The 23617-nt window shown below is 74.1% G+C and carries 15 protein-coding genes and 3 pseudogenes; 15 read left to right on the forward strand and 3 right to left on the reverse strand.

Features of this window, described 5'->3' with window-relative positions:
• Positions 1-98: 98 nt before the first annotated feature.
• The 11 genes and pseudogenes from ABD946_RS07270 to ABD946_RS07320 all read left to right on the forward strand — a co-directional run.
• A pseudogene (locus tag ABD946_RS07270) lies at positions 99-1382 on the forward strand (condensation domain-containing protein); the annotation flags it as partial.
• A gap of 94 nt (positions 1383-1476) precedes the next feature.
• A pseudogene (locus tag ABD946_RS07275) lies at positions 1477-3507 on the forward strand (non-ribosomal peptide synthetase); the annotation flags it as partial.
• A 160-nt stretch (positions 3508-3667) separates the two neighbouring features.
• Positions 3668-3973 (forward strand): annotated as a pseudogene (locus tag ABD946_RS07280) (condensation domain-containing protein); the annotation flags it as partial.
• Positions 3974-4049: 76 nt separating this feature from the next.
• Positions 4050-7487: a non-ribosomal peptide synthetase gene (locus ABD946_RS07285; protein WP_345281315.1), complete on the forward strand. Its 3438-nt coding sequence runs from the start codon at positions 4050-4052 to the stop codon at positions 7485-7487.
• Positions 7484-7882, forward strand: a complete 399-nt coding sequence (locus tag ABD946_RS07290) for a nuclear transport factor 2 family protein (protein ID WP_345281246.1) — start codon at positions 7484-7486, stop codon at positions 7880-7882. Before ABD946_RS07285 ends, ABD946_RS07290 begins: the two co-directional genes overlap by 4 nt.
• A 31-nt stretch (positions 7883-7913) precedes the next feature.
• The gene (locus tag ABD946_RS07295; protein ID WP_345281248.1) at positions 7914-8975 is read left to right on the forward strand and encodes a branched-chain amino acid aminotransferase; all 1062 of its coding nucleotides are present in this window, start codon (positions 7914-7916) and stop codon (positions 8973-8975) included.
• 315 nt (positions 8976-9290) lie between these two features.
• Positions 9291-10709: a family 2B encapsulin nanocompartment shell protein gene (locus tag ABD946_RS07300; protein ID WP_345281250.1), complete on the forward strand. Its 1419-nt coding sequence runs from the start codon at positions 9291-9293 to the stop codon at positions 10707-10709.
• Between the two features lie 79 nt (positions 10710-10788).
• Positions 10789-13041 carry a terpene synthase family protein gene (locus ABD946_RS07305; RefSeq protein ID WP_345281252.1) on the forward strand — a complete coding sequence of 751 codons (2253 nt, stop codon included), beginning with the start codon at positions 10789-10791 and terminating at the stop codon, positions 13039-13041.
• A gap of 167 nt (positions 13042-13208) precedes the next feature.
• A complete protein-coding gene (locus ABD946_RS07310) occupies positions 13209-13913 on the forward strand; it encodes a hypothetical protein (protein ID WP_345281254.1) in 705 nt (234 codons plus the stop codon).
• A 75-nt stretch (positions 13914-13988) separates the two neighbouring features.
• A complete protein-coding gene (locus ABD946_RS07315) occupies positions 13989-14753 on the forward strand; it encodes a bestrophin-like domain (RefSeq protein WP_345281256.1) in 765 nt (254 codons plus the stop codon).
• Positions 14754-14871: 118 nt separating this feature from the next.
• Positions 14872-15141: a metal-sensitive transcriptional regulator gene (locus tag ABD946_RS07320; protein ID WP_345281257.1), complete on the forward strand. Its 270-nt coding sequence runs from the start codon at positions 14872-14874 to the stop codon at positions 15139-15141.
• 700 nt (positions 15142-15841) lie between these two features.
• Here the strand turns inward: ABD946_RS07320 and ABD946_RS07325 are convergent.
• Positions 15842-17902, reverse strand: a complete 2061-nt coding sequence (locus ABD946_RS07325; protein WP_345281259.1) for a glycosyl hydrolase family 18 protein — start codon at positions 17900-17902, stop codon at positions 15842-15844.
• A 479-nt stretch (positions 17903-18381) separates the two neighbouring features.
• Here ABD946_RS07325 and cbiE point away from each other — a divergent pair, with 479 nt between their 5' ends.
• The 3 genes from cbiE to ABD946_RS07340 are packed head-to-tail and all read left to right on the forward strand — an operon-like array spanning position 18382 to position 21232.
• The gene (gene cbiE / locus ABD946_RS07330; protein ID WP_345281261.1) at positions 18382-19629 is read left to right on the forward strand and encodes a precorrin-6y C5,15-methyltransferase (decarboxylating) subunit CbiE; all 1248 of its coding nucleotides are present in this window, start codon (positions 18382-18384) and stop codon (positions 19627-19629) included.
• A complete protein-coding gene (cobM, locus tag ABD946_RS07335) occupies positions 19626-20381 on the forward strand; it encodes a precorrin-4 C(11)-methyltransferase (RefSeq protein ID WP_345281263.1) in 756 nt (251 codons plus the stop codon). Before cbiE ends, cobM begins: the two co-directional genes overlap by 4 nt.
• 26 nt (positions 20382-20407) lie before the next feature.
• Positions 20408-21232 (forward strand): hypothetical protein, encoded by an 825-nt coding sequence (locus ABD946_RS07340; RefSeq protein WP_345281264.1) that lies wholly within the window; start codon positions 20408-20410, stop codon positions 21230-21232.
• A gap of 227 nt (positions 21233-21459) precedes the next feature.
• Here the strand turns inward: ABD946_RS07340 and ABD946_RS07345 are convergent, their stop codons facing one another.
• Positions 21460-21612: a hypothetical protein gene (locus tag ABD946_RS07345; protein ID WP_345281266.1), complete on the reverse strand. Its 153-nt coding sequence runs from the start codon at positions 21610-21612 to the stop codon at positions 21460-21462.
• A 526-nt stretch (positions 21613-22138) separates the two neighbouring features.
• On the opposite strand from ABD946_RS07345, the gene ABD946_RS07350 reads away from it, so the two are divergent.
• Positions 22139-22471 (forward strand): hypothetical protein, encoded by a 333-nt coding sequence (locus ABD946_RS07350; protein WP_345281269.1) that lies wholly within the window; start codon positions 22139-22141, stop codon positions 22469-22471.
• Between the two features lie 7 nt (positions 22472-22478).
• On the opposite strand, the gene ABD946_RS07355 is transcribed toward ABD946_RS07350, so the two are convergent.
• On the reverse strand, positions 22479-23612 hold the full coding sequence (locus ABD946_RS07355) for a cobalt-precorrin-5B (C(1))-methyltransferase (protein WP_345281271.1): 1134 nt from the start codon (positions 23610-23612) through the stop codon (positions 22479-22481).
• Positions 23613-23617: the final 5 nt, after the last annotated feature.

Raw genomic sequence — 23617 nt, forward strand, 5'->3', positions numbered from 1 at the left:
ACGTCCAGCACGACCGGCTGGTCGCCTACCTGACCGCCACCGAGGCGCTGGACCCGGCCGAGCTGCGCCGGCACGCCGCCGAGTGGCTCCCGGACTACATGGTGCCCGCCGCCTTCGTGCAGCTGGACGCCCTGCCGCTCACCCCCAACGGCAAGCTGGACCGGCGCGCCCTGCCCGCCGTCGAACTGCCGGGCCGGGAGGGCGGACGGGCGCCGCGCAACGCCCGCGAGGAGCTGCTCTGCGGCATCTACGCCGAGCTGCTCGGCGAGGAGGCCGTCACCATCGACGACTCCTTCTTCGACCTCGGCGGCCACTCCCTGCTGGTCACCCGCCTGATCAGCCGGGTCCGCACCGCGCTCGGCGCCGAACTCACCGTCAAGGCGGTGTTCGAGGCCCCGACCGTGGCCGAGCTGGTCCACCACCTCTCCACCACCGACACCTCCCGCCCCGTCCTGCGCCGCTCCGCCGACCAGGGCCCGAGCGCCCCGCTCTCCCCCGCCCAGGCCCGGCTCTGGTTCCACCAGCAGGCCCAGGGCGCCGCGAGCACCGCGTACAACTTCCCGTACGCGATCCGGCTGGCCGGGGAGCTGGACCGGGCCGCCCTGGAGCAGGCCCTGGACGACGTGATCGCCCGGCACGAGGTGCTCCGCACCGGGTACCAGGAGGTCGGCGGCGAGCCGCGGCAGGTCGTCCGGGTGCCCGAACTCGCCCGCCCCGTCTGGACCTTCGCGGAGCTCGACCAGGACGGCCTGCGGGCCGAACTCGCCCGGGCCGGCGACCTGCCGTTCGACCTGGCCGCCGACCTGCCGCTGCGGCCGTACCTCTACCGGCTCGGCGAGCAGGAGCACGTGCTGCTGCTGGTGCTGCACCACATCGCCACCGACGGCTGGTCGCTCGGCCCGTTCAGCCGGGACCTGGCCACCGCCTACCGGGCCCGCCGGGACGGCGCGGCACCCGGTTGGAAGCCGCTGCCGGTGCAGTACACCGACTACACCCGCTGGCAGCAGGCGCTGCTGGGCGCCGACGAGGGCCCGGAGAGCCTGCTCAGCCGTCAACTCGCCCACTGGCGCGAGACCTTGGCCGGCCTGCCGGACGAGGTCACCCTGCCGCTGGACCGGCCCCGCCCGGCGGCGCCCACCCAGCAGGGCGCGGCGGTCAGCCTGACCAGCTCCCCCGAGCTCCAGGCCCGGCTGCTCGCCTTCACCCGGGAGCGGCACGTCACCCTCTACATGGCCGCGCAGGCCGTGCTGGCCGCGCTGCTCTCCCGGCTCGGCGCCGGCACCGACGTCCCGATCGGCACCGCCACCGCCGGGCGCACCGACGACGCGCTGGACGACCTGGTCGGCTTCTTCGTCAACACCCTGGTGCTGCGCACCGACGTCTCCGGCGAGCCGGGCTTCGCCGAGCTGGTGGACCGGGTCCGGGAGACCGACCTGGCCGCCTTCGCCCCACCAGGACGTGCCCTTCGAGCGCCTGGTGGAGGAGCTCAACCCGGCCCGCAGCCTGGCCCGCCACCCGCTGTTCCAGGTCATGCTGCTCGCCCAGCCCCCGGTCTCCGCCACCGGCGGCGGAGAGGGCTTCGCCGACCTGACGGCCCGTCCGGTCCCGGTCGGCACCAGCACCGTCAAGTTCGACCTCACCCTGGCCGTCACCGAGACCCCGGAGGGGCTGCGGCTCAACGCCGACTACGCCACCGAACTGCTGGACGCCGGGACGGTGGAGCGCCTGCTGGAACGCTTCCTGCGCCTGCTGGAGGCCGCCCTCGACGCCCCGGAGGTGCCGGTCGGCCGGCTCGACCTGCTCGGCGAGGAGGAGCTCCGGACCGTGCTGCACGGCTGGAACGACACCGCCGTGCGCTTCCGCACCGACCGCCGGGTGCCCGAGGTGATCGCCGAGCACGCCCGGCTGACGCCGGACGCACCGGCCCTGGAGTGCGGCGACCGCATCCTCTCCTACCGCGAACTCGACACCTCCGCGAATGAGTTGGCCCACCACCTGATCGCCCGGGGAGTGCGCCGGGGCGACCTGGTCGGGGTCTGCCTGGGCCGCGGCACCGAGCAGGTGGTCACCCTGCTGGCCGTGCTGAAGGCCGGCGCGGCCTACGTCCCGCTCGACGCCTCCTACCCTGCCGACCGCCTCGCCTACATCGCCGAGGACGCCGGGCTCCGCCTGGTGGTCACCGAACCCGCCCTGGCCGGGCGCCTCTCAGGGCCCGAACTCCTGCTCCACGGCGAGCAGTCGGGCTCCCCCACCACCGACCCGGGCGTGACCGTGCACCCGCGCGACGCCGCCTACGTGATCTACACCTCCGGCTCCACCGGACGCCCCAAGGGCGTGGTCTGCGAGCACGCCGGGCTGACCAACCTCACCGAGTGGATGGTCCACGAGTACGGACTCACCAGCGCCGACCGGGCCAGCCAGATCGCCACCCCCGGCTTCGACTCCTCGGTGATGGAGCTCTGGTCGATCCTGGTGGCCGGCGGCACCGCCTGCCTGCCCACCCCGCGACTCCTGGACGACGCCGAGGCCCTCACCCGCTGGGTGGCCGAAGCCGGCATCACCGCCTGCTACATGCCCACGCCCCGGATGGAGGCCGCCCTCGACGACCTGACCGCCCGCCCCGGCGCCCTGCGGCTGATCTACCTGGGCGGCGACACCCTGCGCCGTTGGCCCGAGCCGGGCGTCCCGTTCCGGATGTCCAACCAGTACGGCCCCACCGAGTTCTCCGTCACCACCACCTCGGCCGACCTCGGCCCCGAGCCCTCCCCCGGCGCCCTTCCCCCGATCGGCCGCCCGGCCGCCAACAACCGGGCCTACGTGCTGGACGCGTACCTGCGCCCCGTCCCGGTCGGCGCCACCGGCGAGCTCTACCTCGCCGGAGCCGGCATCACCCGCGGCTACCTGGGCCGCCCCGGCCTCACCGCCGAACGCTTCCCGGCCTGCCCGTACGGCCCGGCGGGCGAACGCATGTACCGCACCGGCGACTTGGTGCGGTGGCGGCCGGACGGGCAGCTGGCCTTCCTCGGCCGGGCCGACCAGCAGGTCAAGATCCGCGGCCTGCGGATCGAACTCGGCGAGATCGAGGCCCTGCTGACCAGGCACCCCGACGTGGCGCAGACCGCCCTGCTGGTCCGTGAGGACCGGCCCGGCGACAGGCGCCTGGTCGCCTACCTGACCGGCCACCGCCCGCTGGAGGCGGGCGAATTGGCCGCCTACGCCGCCGAGTGGCTCCCCGCCTACATGGTGCCGGCCGCCTTCGTGCAGCTCGACGCCCTCCCGCTCACCCCCAACGGCAAGCTCGACCGCCGCGCCCTGCCCGCCCCCGAACTCCCCGAGCGCGGCGAGGGGCGCGCGCCCCGGACCACCACCGAGCGGCTGCTCTGCGAGGTCTACGCGGAGCTGCTCGGTGCGGACGGGGTCTCCATCGACGACTCCTTCTTCGACCTCGGCGGCCACTCCCTGCTGGTCACCCGCCTGATCAGCCGGGTCCGCACCGCACTCGGCGCCGAACTCACCGTCCGGGCCGTCTTCGAGGCCCCCACCGTGGCCGAACTGGTCGGCCGCCTCGGCACCGACGGCGAGCTCCGCCCCGCGCTGACGCCCGCCGAGCGCGGGGCCACCGCCCCGCTCTCCCCCCGCCCAGGCCCGGCTCTGGTTCCACGAGCAGGTGCAGGGGCCGAGCGCGGCCTACAACCTCCCGTACGCCCTGCGCCTGAGCGGGGAGCTGGACACCACGGCGCTGCGCCGCGCCCTCACCGACCTGACCGACCGTCACGAGATCCTGCGCACCACCTACCTGGAGGGCGCGGACGGACCGCTCCAGCGGGTGCTGCCCGCCGGCACCGCCCCCGAGTGGACCGAGACCGAGCTCACCGAGGAGGAGCTCGACGCCGCGCTGGCCGCCTCCTGCGGCCACGTCTTCGACCTCACGGCCGAACTTCCGCTGCGCGCGGTGCTGTTCCGGACCGGTCCGGCCGAGCACGTGCTGCTGCTGGTCACCCACCACATCGCGACCGACGGCTGGTCGCTCGGGCCCGCTGCTGCGCGACCTGGCCACCGGCTACGCCGCCCGGACCGGCGGCCCGGCCCCCGCCCGGGAACCGCTGCCCGTCCAGTACGCCGACTACACCCTCTGGCAGCAGGCACTCCTCGGCTCCGACCAGGACCCGCAGAGCCTGCTCTCCGCCCAACTCGCCCACTGGCGCGAGACCCTGACCGGCCTGCCGGACGAGGTCACCGTCCCGCTGGACCGACCGCGACCGGCCCGGCCGACCTTCCGGGGCGCGGCCGCCACCGCCACCGGCAGCCCGGAGCTCCAGGCGAGGCTGCTCGGCTTCGCCCGCGCCCAGCACGCCACCCCCTACATGGTGGTGCAGGCCGCCCTGGCAGCGCTGCTGGCCCGGCTCGGGGTGGGCGCCGACGTCCCGATCGGCACCGCCACCGCCGGGCGCACCGACGAGGCGCTGGACGACCTGGTCGGCTTCTTCGTCAACACCCTGGTGCTGCGCACCGACGCCTCCGGCGACCCGAGCTTCCGTCAACTGCTGCACCGGGCCCGGGAGACGGCGCTGGCCGCCTACGCCAACCAGGACGTCCCCTTCGAGCGCCTGGTGGAGGAGGCCAACCCGGCCCGCTCGCTCTCCCGGCACCCGCTGTTCCAGATCATGCTGCTCACCCAGCCGCCCGGCGCCGGGCACGCCGCCTCCTACCCGGGCCTGACCACCACCCCGGTGGCGATCGGCACCGGCTCCGCCAAGTTCGACCTCACCCTGGCGGTGGCCGAGACCGAGGACGGGCTGCGGCTGACCGCCGACTACGCCACCGACCTGTTGGACCACTCCTCGGTGGAGCGCCTGCTGGCCCAGCTGCTCCGCCTGCTGGACGCGGCGCTCGCCGACCCGGACCGGCCGATCGGCGCGCTGCCCCTGCTCACCGAGGAGGAGCAGGCCGCCGCCCTGGCCCCCGGCGTCACCACCGGCCCGGCCACCGTACCCGTGCACGAGCTGATCGCCGAGCACGCCAGGCGCAGCCCGGACGCGCCCGCCCTGGACCACCCGGACGGCCTGCTCAGCTACCGGCAACTCGACGCCTCTGCCAACGAGTTGGCGCACCGACTGATCGCCCGCGGGGTCCGCCGGGGCGACCTGGTCGGGGTCTGCCTGGGACGCGGCCCGGAGCTGGTGGTCACCCTGCTGGCCGTGCTCAAGGCCGGCGCGGCCTACGTCCCACTGGACGCCTCCTACCCCGCCGACCGCCTCGCCTTCCTGGCCGAGGACGCCGGGCTGCGCCTGGTGGTCACCGAACCCGCCCTGGCCGGACGCCTCCCGGGGGTTGAACTCGTGCTCCACGGTGAGCAGTCCGGCTCCCCGGCCACCGACCCGGGGGTGACCGTCGGCCCGCAGGACGCCGCGTACGTGATCTACACCTCCGGCTCCACCGGCCGCCCCAAGGGCGTGGTGGTCGAGCACGCCGGGCTGAGCGACCTGTGCGCCTGGATGCGCCGCGCCTACGGCGTGGCCGCCACCGACCGGGCCAGCCAGATCGCCACCCCCGGCTTCGACGCCTCGGTGATGGAGCTCTGGCCGGTGCTCACCGCCGGCGGCACCGCCTGCCTCCCCGACCCGACCCTGCTGGAGGACGCCGAGGCGCTCACCCGCTGGGTGGCCGAGGCCGGGATCACCGCCTGCTTCATGCCCACCCCCCGACTGGAGGCCTCCCTCGACGACCTGACCGCCCGCCCCGGCGCCCTGCGCCTGCTCTACCTCGGCGGCGACACCCTGCGCCGCTGGCCCGCCCCCGGCGTGCCGTTCCGCATGGTCAACATGTACGGCCCGACCGAGTTCACCGTGGCGGCCACCGCCGCCGACCTCGGCCCCGAGCCCTCCCCCGGCGCCCTGCCCCCGATCGGCACCGCCGTCGACAACACCCGCACCTACGTGCTGGACGCCCACCTGCGCCCCGTCCCCGTCGGCGCCACCGGCGAGCTCTACCTCGCCGGAGCCGGCATCACCCGCGGCTACCTCAACCGCCCCGGCCTCACCGCCGAACGCTTCCCCGCCGACCCGTACGGCCCGCCCGGCGGCCGGATGTACCGCACCGGCGACCTGGTCCGCCGCCGCCCCGACGGACAGCTGGCCTTCGCCGGCCGCGCCGACCAGCAGGTCAAGATCCGCGGCCTGCGGATCGAACTCGGCGAGATCGAGGCCCAGTTGACCCGCCACCCGGCGGTCCTCCAGGCCGCCCTGGACGTCCGCGACGGACGGCTGGTCGCCTACCTCACCACCACCGGCCCGCTGGACGAGGCCGAGCTGCGCCGCCACGCGGCCGGGCAGCTGCCCGAGTACATGGTGCCCAGCGCCTTCGTCCGCCTCGACGCCCTCCCGCTCACCCCCAACGGCAAGCTCGACCGCCGCGCCCTGCCCGCCCCCGACCTCCCCGAGCGCGCCGAAGGACGCGCCCCCCGTACCCCCCGTGAGGAGCTGCTGCTCACCCTCTTCGCCGAGGCCCTGGCCCAGCCCGACCTCACCGTCGACGACGACTTCTTCGCCCTCGGCGGCCACTCCCTGCTGGCCACCCGCCTGGTCAGCCGGATCCGCACCGCGCTCGGCGTCCGGCTCGGCCTGCGCTCGCTCTTCGAGGCGCCGACCGTGGCCGAGCTGGCCGAACTCCTGGACTCCGGGGCCGAGTCGGACTCGCTGGCCGTCCTGCTGCCGCTGCGGCCGCGCGGCTCCCGGACCCCGCTGTTCTGCGTCCACCCGGCCGCCGGGATCAGCTGGGTGTTCTCCGGCCTGCTCCGCACCCTCGACCCCGAGCAGCCGGTGTACGGCCTGCAGTCCCGGGCCTTCGCCGAACCCTCGGGCGCACCGGCCTCGATCGAGGAGATGGCCAAGGACTACCTGGAGCAGCTGCGCCGGGTCCAGCCCGAGGGCCCCTACCAGCTGCTCGGCTGGTCCTACGGCGGGGCCGTCGCCCACGAGATGGCCTGTCAGCTGCGCTCCGCCGGCGAGGAGGTGGCGCTGCTGGCGATGCTGGACGGCTACCCGCCGATCCCGGACCAGCTGCGCGAGTGGTCTCCCGAGGACGGCACCACGCTGGCCGCCCTGCTCGGCACCCTCGGCTACCCCTTGGACGGATACCGGGACGGCCGCCCGACGCCGGAGAAGTACCGGGCCGCCGTCCGGCACCCCGACGGCCCGCTGGCCGGACTGGACCGCGAGCTGACCACCGCCCTGCCCCGGGTCTTCGCCGCCAACCTCAACCTGCTGTCCGGCCACCGGCCCGGCCGCTTCGACGGGGACGTGCTGTTCTACCTGGCCGCCGAGGGTCGCACCGCCGACTCGGCCGACCCGTCGCTCTGGCTGCCGCACGTCGGCGGCCGGCTCACCGTCCACGCGGTCGACACCGCCCACGCCCTGATGACCCGTCCGGAGCCGCTCGCCGCGATCCGGCCCACCCTGACCGCCGCCCTGCTCCGGAACGAGGAATGATGACCACCTCCCCCGACCTCGAACTCACCACCGTCGACGCCGACTTCGCCGTCTCCGTGGTCCGCCGCTTCTACCACCTGGTCGACACCGGCGACGCCCCCGGCCTGGCCGCGCTGTTCGCCCCCGACGCCGAGTACCGGCGCCCCGGCTACGGCCTGATGACCGGCCCCGAGGGCCTGCTCGGCTTCTACGGCCGCGACCGCACCATCGCCTCCGGCAACCACACCCTGACCACGGTGCTCGCGGACGGCGCGACGGTCGGCGTGTTCGGCGAGTTCCACGGCGTGCTGCACTCCGGCGCCCCGGTGGACCTGCGCTTCGCCGACTCCTTCACCGTCCGCCCCGACGGCCTCTTCGCCACCCGTGACACCTACTTCTTCGCCCCGCTCGTCTGACCGGCCCGACCCCACCGCTGAGGAGACCACCATGACCACCACCATCGAGCCCGCCGCCCAGGTCATCACCAACCCGGGCCACGGCGAGTCCTTCACCGCGCACATGATCTCGATGGACTGGAACGAGCTGGACGGCTGGTCCGAGCCGGTGCTCGGCCCGCTGGAGAACCTCTCGATCCACCCGGCGATGATCGGCCTGCACTACGGCCAGGTCGCGTTCGAGGGCCTCAAGGCGCACCGCCGGACCGACGGCACCGTCGGCACCTGGCGCTCCCGCGACCACGCGCTCCGCTTCCAGCGCTCCTGCGCCCGGCTCGCGATCCCCGAGCTCCCGGTGGAGACCTTCGTCTCCGTCATCGACCGGCTGATCGAGGCCGACCAGGGCCAGCTCTCCGACGACCCGGCGCACAGCATCTACATCCGCCCGATGATCTTCGGCACGGACACCTCGCTGATGCTCCGCCCGTCCCGCACCTACCGCTTCCTGCTGATGGCCTTCGTGGCCGGCGGCTTCTTCGGCGACAACACCTCGACCGTCTCGGTGCACGTCAGCCACGACTACGTCCGGGCCTTCCCGGGCGGCACCGGCAACGTGAAGATCGCCGGGAACTACGCGCCGTCCTTCGTGGCCCAGCGCGAGGCCGAGGCGCTCGGCTGCCAGCAGGTGGTCTGGCTGGACGCGCTGGAGCGCACGTACATCGAGGAGATGGGCGGGATGAACATGTTCCTGGTCCGCGGCAGCGGTGCCGACGCCCAGGTGATCACCCCGCAGCTGACCGGCACCCTGCTCCCCGGCGTCACCCGCAACTCCCTGCTGGCGCTGGCCGAGCGGCTCGGCTACCGCACCGGCGAGGAGCGGATCTCGCTGGAGCAGTGGCGCCGCGAGTGCGCCGAGGGCACCGTCACCGAGGTCTTCGCCTGCGGCACCGCCGCCGTGGTCACCCCGGTCGGCCTGGTCCGCGACCGGGACGGGGACTGGACCGTCGGCGACGGCACCGCCGGCCCCGTCACCCGCGCCCTGCGCACCGCCCTCACCGACCTCCACCACGGCCTCGCCGCCGACCCGGACGGCTGGCTCCACATCGGCTCCTGACCGCCCCGTCCCACCTCGTCCCGGCCCGCCGCCCGCCCCCGTGTCCACGGGGGCGGGCGGCTTCCGTTCGGGTACGGCCTTGAGCAGATCGGACCCATCCATGATCGGGCCCGCCCGCTTATTCACTCGTTCGGGGGAGTGGAGGGACACTCTCCGATCCGGCGGGGCGATGTGGATCTAGGGTCGTCAGAGGTCGGGGAGGGGGCAGGCCGGAGGATCGGCCGTCGGCTCCAAGCCCGGTGTTATTCACATATTTTGACGACCTGTCAGTGCTGGCAGGGCGCTCGCCGAGCCACTATGAAGGAGACCCGGCAGATGTCCGTGGACGCAGGCCTGGAGAACACGAACTCCCAGGCACCGGAGAAGCAGCTCAGTCTCGGTACCGCCGCCGCTCGCAACCTCGCCACCACGACCAAGTCCGCCCCGCAGATGCAGGAGATCACCTCCCGCTGGCTGCTCAAGGTGCTCCCCTGGGTCCAGACCTCGGGCGGCGCGTTCCGCGTCAACCGCCGTCTGACGTACACCGTCGGCGACGGCCGCATCGACTTCGTGAAGACCGGCTCCGAGGTGCGGGTGATCCCCGGCGAGCTCGGCGAGCTCGCCCTGCTGCGCGGCTTCGAGGACAACGACGTGCTGACCGCGCTGGCCGACCGCTGCGTGCAGCGCGAGTTCCGGGCCGGCGAGGTGCTGGCCGAGCTCGGCGAGCCGATCGACCAGCTGCACCTGCTGGCGCACGGCAAGGTGAACCGGGCCGGCCTGGACGCCTACGACGCGCCCACCCAGCTCGGCGTGCTGGCCGACGGCTCCCGCTTCGGCGAGCAGGCACTGACCGAGTCCGACGCCCTGTGGGACTACACCGTCACCGCCGCCACCAACGGCACGCTGCTCACCCTGAGCCGCTCCGACTTCCAGGCGGTGCTCGACCAGTCCCCCGGACTCCAGGCCCACCTGGCCGAGTTCCTCACCCTCCCGCAGCAACGGCAGAACGAGCTCGGCGAGGCCGAGATCGCCCTCTCGGCCGGCCACTGGGGCGAGGTCGAGCTCCCCGGCACCTACGTGGACTACGACCTCAAGCCGCGCGAGTACGAGCTGAGCGTCGCCCAGACCGTGCTGCGGGTGCACACCCGGGTCGCCGACCTCTACAACCAGCCGATGAACCAGACCGAGCAGCAGCTCCGCCTGACCATCGAGGCGCTGAAGGAGCGTCAGGAGCACGAGCTCGTCAACAACCCGGAGTTCGGCCTGCTCCACAACGCCGACTTCAAGCAGCGCATCCAGGCCCAGACCGGCGCCCCGACCCCGGACGACCTGGACGAGCTGCTCTCGATGCGCCGCGACACCCACTTCCTGCTGGCCCACCCGCGGACCATCGCCGCGATCGGCCGCGAGTTCAACTCCCGCGGCCTGTACCCGGACCACGTCGACCTGCACGGCTCCAAGGTGCCGGCCTGGCGCGGCGTCCCGATCCTGCCGGTCAACAAGATCCCGGTCACCAAGGAGCGCACCAGCTCGATCATCGCGCTGCGCGTCGGCGAGGCCGAGCAGGGCGTCATCGGCCTGCACCAGACCGGCATCCCGGACGAGTACCAGCCGAGCCTGTCGGTCCGCTTCATGGGCATCGACGAGAAGGCGATCATCAACTACCTGGTGACCGCCTACTACTCCGCCGCCGTCCTGGTGCCGGACGCCCTCGGCGTCCTGGAGAACGTCCAGATCTCGAACGGCCGTGACTGACCCTCAGTGAGCGGGGTGCTGGGCGGGCCGGAATCCTCCGGCCCGCCCAGCACCGTATCCCCCGAAAGGCTTGGCACCGATGGCGGCGCAACCCTTCCGACTGCCGGACTTCTACATGCCGTACCCGGCCAGGCTCAACCCGCACCTGGAGAGCGCCCGGACGCACTCCAAGGCCTGGGCCCGCGAGATGGCGATGATCGAGGGCTCCGGGATCTGGGACGAGGACGACTTCGACCGGCACGACTACGCGCTGCTCTGCGCGTACACCCACCCCGACTGCGACGCGGCCGAGTTGGGGCTGATCACCGACTGGTACGTCTGGGTCTTCTTCTTCGACGACCACTTCCTCGACATCTTCAAGCGCACCCGCGACCTGGCCGGTGGCAAGGCCTACCTCGACCGGCTGGCCGCCTTCATGCCGCTGGACGACTCCCGGGGGTACCCCGAGCCGACCAACGCGGTGGAGGCCGGGCTGGCCGACCTCTGGGCCCGCTCCGTCCCGGCCATGTCGGCCGGTTGGCGGAAACGCTTCGCCACCGCCACCGAGGCGCTGCTGAACGAGTCCATGTGGGAGCTGTCCAACATCGAGAAGGGCCGGGTCTCCAACCCGGTCGAGTACATCGCGATGCGCCGCAAGGTCGGCGGCGCCCCCTGGTCGGCCGGGCTGGTCGAGCACGCGGCCGGCGCCGAGGTCCCCGCGGAGATCGCCGCCACCAGGCCGATGGAGGTGCTCCGGGACGCCTTCTCGGATGCGGTGCACCTGCGCAACGACCTCTTCTCGTACCAGCGCGAGGTCGAGGAGGAAGGCGAACTCTCCAACGGCGTCCTGGTGTTGGAGACCTTCCTGGGCTGCTCCACCCAGGAGGCGGCCGAGCGGCTGAACGACCTGCTGACCTCCCGGCTCCAGCAGTTCGAGCACACCGCGCTGACCGAGGTCCCGGCCCTGCTGGCCGACCGCGGGATGGACGCGCGGGCCGCCGCCGACGTCTTCGCCTACGTCAAGGGCCTCCAGGACTGGCAGTCCGGCGGCCACGAGTGGCACATGCGCTCCAGCCGCTACATGAACGCCGAGGCGGACCTGGGCGAGGGCCCGCTCGGCGGCCCGGCCGGGATCGGGACCTCGGCCGCCCGGCTCTTCGCCTCGGTGGCCCGGACCATGCCGGCCCGGCTGCGGTCCTTCTCCTACACCCCCTTCGAGCAGGTCGGCGCGGTCCAACTCCCGGAGTTCCGGATGCCGTTCGGCAACGGGCTCAACCCGCACCTCCAGCACTCCCGGGAGGCCACCGTCGCCTGGGCGCACCGGACGGGCCTGCTCGACGCCGTGCCCGGAGTGCCCGGCAGCGGACTGTGGACCGAGGCCGACCTGCGCGACTTCGACTTCCCGCTCTGCTCGGCCGGCATGCAGCCGAGGGCCACCGCCGAGGAGCTGGACCTCACCAGCGCCTGGCTGACCTGGGGCACCTGGGTGGACGACTACTACCCGCTGGTCTACGGCCGGACCCACGACCTGGCCGGGGCCCGGCTGATGCACGAGCGGCTGCTGGCGGCGATGCCGGTGGAGGGCGGGGCCGCGACGCCCGGCCCGCACCCGGCGGAGGTCGCCCTGGCGGACCTCTGGCACCGCACCGCCGCGCCGATGGCCCCCGAACAGCGCCGCTCCTTCCGCACCGGCGTGGTCCGGATGCTGGAGAGCTGGCTCTGGGAGCTGACCAACCAGATCCAGAACCACGTACCGGATCCGGTGGACTACCTCGAGATGCGCCGCCTCACCTTCGGCTCCGACCTGACCCGCGGCCTGCTGCGGCTCGGCCGCACCGAGGACGTCCCCGCCGAGGTGTTCGCGGCCTCGCCGCTGACCGAGCTGGAGGCCGCGGCCTTCGACTACGCGACACTGGTCAACGACCTGTTCTCGTACCAGAAGGAGGTCCAGTTCGAGGGTGAGCTGCACAACGCCGTGGTGGTGGTGCGGAACTTCCTGGACTGCGCCCCGGAGCAGGCGATCGCCGTCGTGCACGACCTGAACACCGAGCGGATGCGCCAGTTCGAGCACCTGAGCACCGTCGAACTCCCGCAGCTGTACGAGCAGTTGGCTCTCCCCCAGGAGACCAGGGCGGCGCTGGACGGCTACGTCCAGGAGCTCCGGCACTGGATGTACGGCATCCTGCTCTGGCACCGGGAGTGCCACCGCTACGACGAGCCCTCGCTGCTGCGGCACTTCGCGCCGGCGCCGGCGCCCGAACCCCTCCCCACCCCTCCCCCGCCCCCGTTCGGCGCCCCGACCGGACTGGGCACCTCGGCGGCCCGGGTGGTGGAGCTGCTGCGCAGGAGCTGAACCCCCTCGCCCGCGGAGGGGTCCGGACGGCCGTCGCCGTCCGGGCCCCTCCGCGGCGTTGCCGCCATCGGTTCGTGGTCGGACATTCTGACCATACGTTAGCCCTTTCGAGGTATTCAGTGGCCAACCGGAGAACCTGTCCGCCAGGTCGCTCGGTGATCTTCCACGTGAGCGACTCTTCCCCTACGGCACCCCGCAGCCGGCTGCTCCGACGGGCCGCCACCGTGCTGGGCGCGACCGCGCTCTGCTTCACCCTGGCGGGAGCCGCCCCGGGCGCCTCCCGCGGCGGGGACCCCCACGACAACGGACTGCACCTCGGCTGGTGCCACTGGGTCGGGGTCGGCCTCGCCCCGGTCGGGGTGGAGGTCGGCTTCGAGTACGAGTTCGGCACCGGCAACGGCAAGGGCCACGACCACCATCACCACCACCCGTGCCCCAAGCCCACCCCCAAGCCGAGCCCCAGCCCCACCCCGAAGCCCACCCCGACCCCGACCCCGACCCCCAAACCGACCCCCACCCCGACGCCGACCCCCACACCTCCGCCGCCACCGCCACCGAAGCCCACCCCTCCACCGCCCCCGCCTCCCAAGCCGACGCCGAAGCCGACCCCGTCCCGCGCGGTCGTGCCCCCGCCGGTCGTCCCCCCGCCGCCACCGCCCCCGGCCACCACCCCGCCGCCGCCCGCACCGCCACCGGCCCCCCGGCCCACGGTGTCGTTCTGGAAGCCGGCGCCCGTCGCGGTGGCCAAGCCGCCCGAGCGGAACAGCATGCCGACCACCCGGACGGTGCTGCTGGTCACCGTCCCGGCCGTCCTGGCGGCCGGCGCCCTGCGCCCGCGCGGCGGCAGTGGCGGCGGCCGAGGCCGCCGCTGACCCAGCGTCACCCCACAGCCCCCTGACCGTCCCCAACCGGGACAGCCGTCCCGGTCACCGAAGTGGAGTTCCCTCATGTCCGAGTGGGTGGCCCTCGTCATCGCCATGGCCGCGGTCTGCGCCGTGGTGCTGGCCGTCGTGGTCCTGCGACAACGCCGGGTCGGCGAGGACGACGACCCGTCCGAGACGCCGGACGTCATCGAGTACATGACGATGATGATCGGCGTGGTCTACGCGATCGTGCTCGGCCTGGCCATCGCGGGCGTCTGGGAGGCCCGCGGCTCCGCCCAGGCCGACGCGCTGCGCGAGGCCCAGGCGCTGCACGAGGTCAGCGCCCGGGCCGAGGTGCTGCCGGCCGCCGACCGCGACAAGGTGCGCGCCGAGGTGAACGGCTACGTCTCGTTCATCGTGGACACCGAGTGGTCCTACATGGAGAAGCACGAGAGCCTCTCCCCCGAGGGCACCGAGAAGCTGGCCCAGCTGCGCCGCACCGTCACCGAACGCGCCCCGCAGACCGAGATCGAGAACCAGAACTACCAGCCGATGGTGGACCGGATCGCCGCCGCCGACGAAGCGCGCAACTCCCGCGGCCAGAACGCCGGGCCGACCATGCCGGGCGTGGTCTGGTTCGGCCTGGTGGCGGGCGCCGTGGTCACCGTCGGCCTGCTCTTCACCCTCCAGATCCGGCGCTCCGGGCGGGAGTTGTTCCTGGCGGCCGCGTTCAGCGCGCTGATCGCCTTCCTGCTCTTCCTGATCTGGGACTTCGACAACCCCTTCGGCCGGGGCCTGTCCGTCACCGCGCAGCCCTTCCTCGACCTCTTCCCGGGGATCGGCGACTGAGTCGCTCCGTCGCCGCGGCGCCCGTCCACCCCCGTCCGGGTGGGCGGGCGTCCGCCTTCCCGCCATACCCGCTGGGGTATCCTGGGCGGTCCACGCCGCCGCACGGAGGAGGAGCCCGGTGAAGGTGGAAGAAGAGGCCCAGGCGGCCGTGCTGAACCGGCTGCGCCGCGCCCAGGGCCAGCTCTCCGGCGTCATCGCGATGATCGAGGCCGGCCGCGACTGCAAGGACGTGGTCACCCAGCTCGCCGCCGTCTCCCGCGCCCTGGACCGGGCCGGGTTCAAGATCGTGGCCAGCGGCATGCGCCAGTGCCTCAACGGCGAGTCCGAGGACGGCTCCCAGCCCCTGACCGAGGCCGAGCTCGAGAAGCTCTTCCTCACCCTCGCCTGACCGCCGGCACCCGCCCCTGCTAGCATCCGCCGATTCGAACAGCGGGGCCGGCAGAGGGCGGGGAGCACGTGCACGAGGACACCGGGGCACCGGCGGCACCGGCGACGGCGGAGGGCGCCCGGCGCGGACGGCTCGCGCTCGGCGCCGCGGCCGGGGCGGCCCTGATCGGGCTGACCACCGCCCTCCTGCTCTCCGGGCCGGACGGCACCGGGCCGGCCGCCGAACCGGCCCCCGCCGGCGCTCCGTCCGCCCCGCCCTCGGCCCCGGCCACCCCGCCCCCGGCGGAGACGCCCCCCGCCGAGCCCCCGCCGAGCCCGACGGCCGCCCCCACCCCCCCAGGCCGAGGCCCCGTCACCGGCACCGGCGACCACCACCCCGCACCCGGCCACGCCGTCCGCGACGACGAAGCGCACCACGGCTCCCACCCCGGGCGGCGGTTCGAAGTCCCATCCGCCCCACACCCCGGCCCCGCTGCCGCCTCCCTCCGTGGCCGGCACCCGGCCCGCGAGCTGCCCGCCGTGGCAGTACCCCACCTGGAACGGTTGCCAGCCCCTGGGCCCGGCCCAGACCTTCCCGACGGACCACCTGCTCCCCTCGGACCCGGCGCCCTTCGTACCCACCACGCAGAAGCCCTGAGGCACACGGAGGGCCCGGCCCCGGCTGGCTGCCGAGGACCGGGCCCGTGGGACCGTGCCGTGGATCAGGCGATCGAGAAGTCGTCGCCGTAGACGCTGCCCTGGCCGTACCAGCCGTGCAGGTAGACGGTGACGGTGCCGTTGGCGCCGGTGGTGAAGGGGACGGAGAGCTTGGTCCAGGAGGACGAGCCCGGGGTCCAGGTGGAGGCGGTGGCACCGCCGCTGACGCCGATGTAGGAGTAGTTGCCCTGGACCCAACCGGTCAGCGTGTACTTGGTGTTGGGAGCCAGGGTGACGGTCTGCGAGCACTGGCCGTTCTGCGAGCCGGTGGCCGCGGCCTGCAGCGCGTACGAGCCGCTGTGGGCCGGGGTGGAGACCACCGCGCCGCCGGGCTGGCAGCTCCACGGGGCCAGGCTGCCGGTCTCCAGGCCGCCGTTGACCAGACCGGTCGGGGCGGTGCCGGTGACCGTCAGGGTGTAGGTGGCGGTGTGGCTGCCGGAGGCGCCGGTGGCCTTGACGGTCAGCGGGTAGCTGCCCGGCACGGTCGCGGCGGTGGTGGCGATCGACAGCGTCGCGCCCGAACCGGCGGTCACCGTACCGGGGTTGACGGTGGCGGTCACCCCGGCCGGAGCGCCGGTGACCGTCAGCGCCAGGCTCTGCGCCGAGCCGGAGGTCACGGCGGTGGAGAGCGCGGCCGTGGTGGACGAGCCCGCCTGCACCGAGCCCGCCGCCGGGCTGACCGCGAGCGAGAAGTCGTTGCCGGGCTGACCGCCCGTCACCGTCAGGGTGTAGGTGGCGCTGTGGGTGCCGGAGGCGCCGGTGCCCGTGACCGTCAGCGGGTACGTGCCCGGGGCGGTGGCCGCCGTGGTGGAGACCGAGAGCGTGGCGCTGCCGCCGGCCGTGACCGAGGACGGGCTGACGCTCGCGGTGACGCCGGCCGGGGCACCGGCCACGGTCAGCGCGACGCTCTGGGCCGAGCCGGAGGTGACGGCGGTGGCGATGCTCGCCGTGGTGGACGAGCCGGCCTGCACCGAACCGGCGGCCGGGGAGGCGGTCACCGAGAAGTCGTTGGCCGGGGTGGTGCCGCCGCTGGTGTAGGGCGCGAAGATCCGGGTGAAGTCCCAGGTGCCCTGCTGGATGCCGGAGCAGCTGTCCGAGCCCGCCGTGCCGGGGCAGCCGCCGTTGTCGCGCTGCAGCGCCCAGAAGGAGAGCGTGTTGACGCCCTTGGAGAGCGCCCAGTTGTAGACCTCGGTGGCGTTGGCCACGGTGAAGGTCTCGGCCGGGCCGAAGTCGTCGATGCCGAGCATCTCGATGATGCCGATCGACGCCCAGAGCTGGGCCGGGGTCTTCGACGGGTAGAGCGAGGCCAGCTGGTTGTAGAGGCCGGTGGTGGCGGTCTTGGTGTCCGCGGCCATGTCGTGCGCGGCGTTGTCGTAGTAGTCGAAGGTCATCTGGTTGACGACGTCGATCCGCGCGTTGTTGGTGATCGCGTTGCGCAGCACCTTGAGGCCGCTGGCCGCCAGACCGCTGGTGGTGGTCGGCAGGGTGTAGGAGAACTGGATGGAGCGGCCGTTGGCGGCGGCCCAGTCCTGGACCAGCTTGATCGCCTTGTTGCGGCGGTCGATTCCGGCCGTGTTGGTCAGCGAGTTGTCCTCGATGTCGAGGTCGATCCGGCTGACGTCGTAGGTGGTGATCACCGACTCGAAGGCGGCCGCGATCTGGTTGACGTCGGTGCAGCTGTCGGCCAGTTCGGTGCCGGTGTTGTCGGCCGTGTAACCGCCGAACGACGGGATCACGTCGCCGCCGTTGGCGCGGATGGTGGCGATGTCGGCCCCGAAGACGGACTGCGAGACCGGCATCGAGGTGTCGCCGTTCCACAGCGGCGTGCAGGACCCCTTGGTGGCGGTCTGCAGGAACGCCATGGTGAGGTGCTTGGCGCCGGACTGCGCGGCCAGGGTGGCCGGGCTCTGCCCGGTCCAGGCCTCGAAGTACGGGGCGAAGACGCGGGCCGGCAGTGGGGTGGCGGCCGCCTGGGCGGTGGTGGTGCCGGCCGTCATCAGGCCGGCCGAGGCGGCCAGCGTGGCGAAGGCGGCCACCAGGGCACGGAGTGGTCTACCTGGGCGCATGGGGGTTCTCCAGCAGACGTGTGGTCATCGGAAAGGGAGGCGGGACGGCGGTGCAGGGAGGCACGGTCGCCGTACGCGGGTGTGGGGGCGTCCGGGGGAAAGGGGCAGGGCAGTGCGCGCCCGCCGCCCGGATCTGACACCCCCACAGTGCGTCCCGGTCGGATGGACATCGCCCATAGTTGGACTAGACCAGTGACCCGTCAAGGGCGCTGATGGCCCGTCAGGCAATCCTTTACCGACCCTTGGCACGCGACCTCGGCACTCTCCCCCGGCCCCCTCACCTCACCGCCCCACCGCCTCTCCCCGAGGGCGGCTCCGCGACGGGGCCGGTCACGACACCCGCGACCGCGCCGGGTGCCATGCGCCCTGGCGACGACCGCCCCGCCGTCCCGCCCGACGCCCCGGGTAGGCTGCCGGGTGCCCGGGCCGATCATGACGCGCCTCGGCGCGTCCGCCTCCGAAGCCCCGAGGAGTACCTCTTGAGCACCGCCCCGCTCCCCGGGCCGCCGATCTCCGTCGTCGGGATCGGTGCCGACGGCTGGGACGGCCTCACCACCGCCGCCCGCACGGCCCTCACCGAGGCCCGCACCGTGCTCGGCGGCCCGCGCCAACTCGCCCTCCTCCCCGCCTCGGTGACCGCCGCCCGGATCGCCTGGCCCTCCCCGCTGCGCCCCGCCGTCCCGGCCCTGCTGGCCGAGCACGCCCCCGGAGGCCTGGCCGTCCTGGCCAGCGGCGACCCGATGTACTACGGCATCGGCCGCACCCTGGCCGAACTGGCCGGCCCCGAGCGGCTCGCCGTGCACCCCCACCCCTCCTCGCTCTCCCTCGCCTGCGCCCGCCTGGGCTGGCCGCTGGAGTCCACCGAGGTGGTCAGCCTGGTCGGACGCCCCCTCGACTCGCTCACCCTCGCCCTCCACCCCGGCCGCCGGGTCCTCGTCCTCAGCGCCGACGCCGCCACCCCGGCCGCCGTCGCCGCCCTGCTCACCGAACGCGGCTTCGGCGCCAGCCGCCTGCGCGTCCTGGAGCAGCTCGGCGGCCCGGCCGAGCACCACCTCGACGGCACCGCCGCCGCCTGGCCGCACCCGGCGGGTGACCCGCTCAACGTGATCGCCGTCGACTGCGCCCCCGACGGCCCCCGCACCACCCTCACCCCCGGCCTGCCCGACGACTCCTTCGAGACCGACGGCCAGCTGACCAAGCGTCACGTCCGGGCCGTCACCCTGGCCACCCTCGCCCCGGCACCCGGCGAGCTGCTCTGGGACGTCGGCGGCGGCTCCGGCTCGATCGCCGTCGAATGGCTGCGCGCCCACCGCGACTGCCGGGCCGTCACCATCGAGCGCGACCCGGTCCGCTCCGGCCGGATCACCCGCAACGCGGCCGCCCTCGGCGTCCCGCGCCTGAGGGTGGTCACCGGCCCCGCCCCGGACGCGCTGGCCGGACTCCCCACCCCGGACGCGGTCTTCATCGGCGGCGGCCTCACCGCGCCCGGCCTGCTAGACGCCTGCTGGGCCGCCCTGGCCCCCGGCGGCCGCCTGGTCGCCAACACCGTCACCCTCGAATCCGAGGCCCTGCTCACCGAGTGGTACCGCCGCCACGGCGGCGAACTGCTCAAGCTCGCCGTCGCCCACGCCGTCCCGGTCGGCGGCTTCACCGGCTGGCGCCAGGCCATGCCCGTCACCCAGTGGTCCGTCGTCAAGCCCGTCTCCCGAGAGGACGCCCCCGCATGACCGTCTACTTCATCGGAGCGGGCCCCGGCGCCGCCGACCTGATCACCCTGCGCGGCCAGCGCCTGCTCGCCGCCAGCCCGGTCTGCCTCTACGCCGGCAGCCTGGTCCCGCGCGAACTCCTCGCCGAGTGCCCTGCGGACGCCCGCCTGGTCGACACCGCCGACCTCGACCTCGACCAGATCGTCGCCGAACTGGTCCGCGCCCACGAGGCCGGCCAGGACGTGGCCCGCCTGCACTCCGGCGACCCCTCCGTCTTCTCCGCCGTCGCCGAGCAGATGCGGCGCCTGGACGCGGCCGGCGTCCCGTACGAGGTGGTCCCCGGCGTCCCCGCCTTCGCCGCCGCGGCCGCCGCCCTCAAGCGCGAGCTCACCGTCCCGACGGTCGGCCAGACCATCATCCTCACCCGGGTCGCCCGCCAGGCCACCCCCATGCCCGAGGGCGAGGACCTCGCCACCCTCGGCCGCAGCGGCGCCCTGCTCGTCCTCCACCTCGCCACCCGCTACGTCGACTCCGTGGTCGAGGAGCTCCTCCCCCACTACGGCCCCGACTGCCCCGCCGCCGTGGTCGCCATGGCCAGCCGCCCCGACGAGCTCGTCCTGCGCGGCACCCTCTCCACCATCGCCACCCAGACCAAGGAGGCCGGCCTCCTCCGCACCGCCGTCATCCTGGTCGGCCGCACCCTCGGCGCCGAACAGTTCCGCGACAGCCACCTCTACTCCACCGACCGCGACCGCACCCACACCTGCGACTGACGCCCCGTCCGACCCCCGGAGCCCCCTTGCCCGACCTCCCCACCGCGATCACCTCCTTCGACGCCCCAGCCGTCGAAACGGCCGTCCGCTCGGGATCCGACGCCTTCGCCCCCGGCCCGGACGGCATCAGCCCCCTGGAGCTGGCGGTCGGCCTGGGCTCGCCGGCCGTGGTCCTCGCGGCACTCGGCCAGGAGCCGCGCCTGCGGCTGCCGGCCTCCGTCCGGGACCGACTGCTCGCCTCGGCCCGGCACTGGTACGAGGCGGACGCGGTCGAGGAGTTGCGCCGCCGGACGGGCGCGGAGGGGCCCGCAGAGGTCGTCACGGTCGAAGACCGCGAGTGGTGCGGGACGGTCGAACAGGTCACACTCGGCGGCTCCACCGTCCGGTCCGGGCACGGCGCAGTCCTCACCCTGCTGGAGCGTGCCTTCGTGGTGCAGACGCCGAACGCCGAACTGGTGGCGCGCGCCGTCCGGCCGGGCGACCCCGAGCACGTGGATTTCCGCACGGTGTCCACCGTCCTGGGCGGGCGCCCCAGCCGACGCACCTGGGACGAGATCCTGCGCCTGCGTCACCACAGCTCAGCGCTGCACCGGCTGCTGGCCGCCGAGTTCGTCCTCTCCCGGACTCTGCTGCCGGACTCCGACCCGGCCCCCGAGTCGCCGGGCACCGGGGCGCCCCTGGAGGAGTGGGCGCTCACCGAGGCCGACGCCGAGGTGCTGAGACTGCTCCTGGTCTCCCTGTTCCAGTACCGGCTCGCGGATCCGGACGCCATCGCCGCCCGGGCTGTCGCCCACCCGGACGCCGCCGTCCGTGCCGAGATCGCCTGGTACACCCCGACCGCACGTCCCTGACCGGCCGTCACCCGCCGCACTCCTGCTCTCCGGAGGGACCCCACGTGACCGACCTCACCACCGCGATCACCGCCTTCGACGCCCCGGCGGTGGAGGCCGCCCTGAACGCGGGCGCCGACCCGCTCACCCCGGGCCCCGACGGGGTCACCCCGCTGCGGCTCGCCGTGGAGTCGGGCTCGCCGCTGCTGGTCTCCCATCTGCTCGACGGGGAGACCCGCGCGCGGCTCTCACCGGAGCAGCGCGACCACCTGCTGGCGGTGGCCCGGCGCTGGTACGAGCGGGACGTGGCCGGGCTCGGCGCGGTCACCTGGGTCGAGGACGAGCAGACCTCGCGGGTCCAGCAGCTCGTGGTGGACGGGCGCACCGTCCGAGCCGGGCACGGAGCGGTCCTCACCCAGCTGGAATGGGACTTCGGCGTCGCGGTCCCGGCCGGGGAGCTGATCGACCGGGCGGTCCGGCAGCCGACCGAGGACCACCCCGACTGGGGCACCGCCTGTTCCGTGTTGAGCCGCCGTCAGGACACCGATACCTGGACGACCGTCACCGGGCTCCGGCACCACCCTTCTCCGGTGCACCGGAAGGTGCTCGCCGACTTCCTGCTGTACCGGGCGATGTGTGCGGGCATCGACCCGGACGCCGTCCACGAGGAGGACGACCCGCCACTGCTGGCGGCCTGGGCGCGGGCCGAGACCGACCCGGAGGTGCTCGCCCGGGTGCTGTTCGCCCTCGACGAGACGCAGCACGAGGACCGCCACGCGGTCGGGCTCCAGCACCGCGCCCACCCGGACCCCCGGGTCCGGTACTGGGTTCCCGGCCTGGTCTGCTCATCTGTGCCTGCCGCCGTCCCCGTGCTGCTGGAGCTGGCCCGCGACCCCGACCCGATGGTGCCGCCGTTCCACCGCCGCCGTGCTCCGTCCGGAAGCCGCCCCCGAGTTCTGGGAGCCCCTGCTGACACTCCTGAAGGACCCCGTGCCCCGTGTGCGGGTCTGGGCAGCATTCGCCCTGCAGTACAGCAAGGAGCCCCGGCCGGAGATCGGCGACCTGTTCTGGGGCCTGCTGGACGACGAGGACCAGGAGGTCCGCGAGGCGGGCGGCGAGGGGCTCGCCCTACGCAACGACGACCGGGCCTTCGAGGCGTACCGCCGCCTCGGCCCGTACTCCGAGGCGGACGGCGGGTGGAACCCCCGGCTGGAGCACCTCCGCCGGTGGACCGAAGAGCACGGGCGGCCCGGGGCCTGACGCCTCCTCAGGCCGTGCCGACGATGGTGCCCGCGCGGTCGATGCAGATGACGTCGACCTCGATGGGGGCCCCGGCCAGCACGTCCAGGGCGGTGCGGCGGGCGCGGGCGGCGACCAGGTCGCCGAGGGGGACGCCGGCGGCGGTGCACAGCTGCACGGCCTCGAGGCCGGTGTTGGCCTCGGCGACGGCCGTGACCAGGGCCGGGTCGGCGCCGCCCTGGCGGGCGAGGTCGGCGAGGAAGGACTTGTCGACCTGGGAGCGGCCGGAGTGGAGGTCGAGGTGGCCGGCCGCGAGCTTGGAGAGCTTGGCGAAACCGCCGGCGATGGTGAGGCGGGAGACGGGGTGGCGCTTGAGGTACTTGAGGACGGCCCCGGCGAAGTCGCCCATGTCGAGCAGGGCGTCCTCGGGCAGGCCGTGCACCGCCACCGCCACCTTCTCGGAGGTGGAGCCGGTGCACCCGGCCACGTGGGTGCGGCCGGCCGCCCGGGCGACGTCCACGCCGCGCCGGATGGAGTCGATCCAGGCCGAGCAGGAGTACGGGACCACGATCCCCGTCGTCCCCAGGATGGAGAGCCCCGCCGAGGATCCCGAGCCGAGGGTTTCCAGGTGCGAGCGGCGCGATCTCCTCGCCGTGTCGACGGAGATCTGCACCACCACGTCCCCGCTGCCCCCGAACCGGGCCGCCACCTCCGCCACGTGATCGCGCATCAGCTGACGCGGCACCGGATTGATGGCCGGCTCCCCGGGCGGGATCGGCAGCCCGGCCTTGGTGACCGTCCCGACCCCGGGCCCGGCCTCGAAGACCACGCCGCTGCCGGGTGCCCCGTGCCGCACCGTGGAACGGATCAGCGCGCCGTGCGTGACGTCCGGGTCGTCGCCCGCGTCCTTCACCACGCCCGCCATCGCCGACTGACCCGGCGTCAGCAGCTCCGCCGCCAGCGCGAAGGCGGGCCGCTGGCCCTTGGGCAGCGTGATGGTCACCGGGTCGGGGAACTCACCGGTGAGCAGCGCGGTGTACGCGGCGGTGGTGGCGGCCGTGGCGCAGGCACCGGTGGTCCAGCCGTGCCGCAGCCCGCTGCTCTTCAGCTGCGCCTCCCGGCCGCCCTTGGCCTCGGCGTTCCCACTACGCTCACCAGTCACGTACG

Source organism: Kitasatospora albolonga, from assembly GCF_039535905.1.
In the GTDB taxonomy this organism is placed as follows: Bacteria; Actinomycetota; Actinomycetes; order Streptomycetales; family Streptomycetaceae; genus Kitasatospora; species Kitasatospora albolonga.

What these genes read in the sequence shown, in the direction of transcription:
- ABD946_RS07290 (WP_345281246.1), top strand. Translation starts at nt 7,484, where the DNA reads ATGATGACCACCTCCCCCGACCTCGAACTCACCACCGTCGACGCCGAC.
- ABD946_RS07295 (WP_345281248.1), top strand. Translation starts at nt 7,914, where the DNA reads ATGACCACCACCATCGAGCCCGCCGCCCAGGTCATCACCAACCCGGGC.
- ABD946_RS07300 (WP_345281250.1), top strand. Translation starts at nt 9,291, where the DNA reads ATGTCCGTGGACGCAGGCCTGGAGAACACGAACTCCCAGGCACCGGAG.
- ABD946_RS07305 (WP_345281252.1), top strand. Translation starts at nt 10,789, where the DNA reads ATGGCGGCGCAACCCTTCCGACTGCCGGACTTCTACATGCCGTACCCG.
- ABD946_RS07315 (WP_345281256.1), top strand. Translation starts at nt 13,989, where the DNA reads ATGTCCGAGTGGGTGGCCCTCGTCATCGCCATGGCCGCGGTCTGCGCC.
- ABD946_RS07325 (WP_345281259.1), bottom strand. Translation starts at nt 17,902, where the DNA reads ATGCGCCCAGGTAGACCACTCCGTGCCCTGGTGGCCGCCTTCGCCACG.
- cobM (WP_345281263.1), top strand. Translation starts at nt 19,626, where the DNA reads ATGACCGTCTACTTCATCGGAGCGGGCCCCGGCGCCGCCGACCTGATC.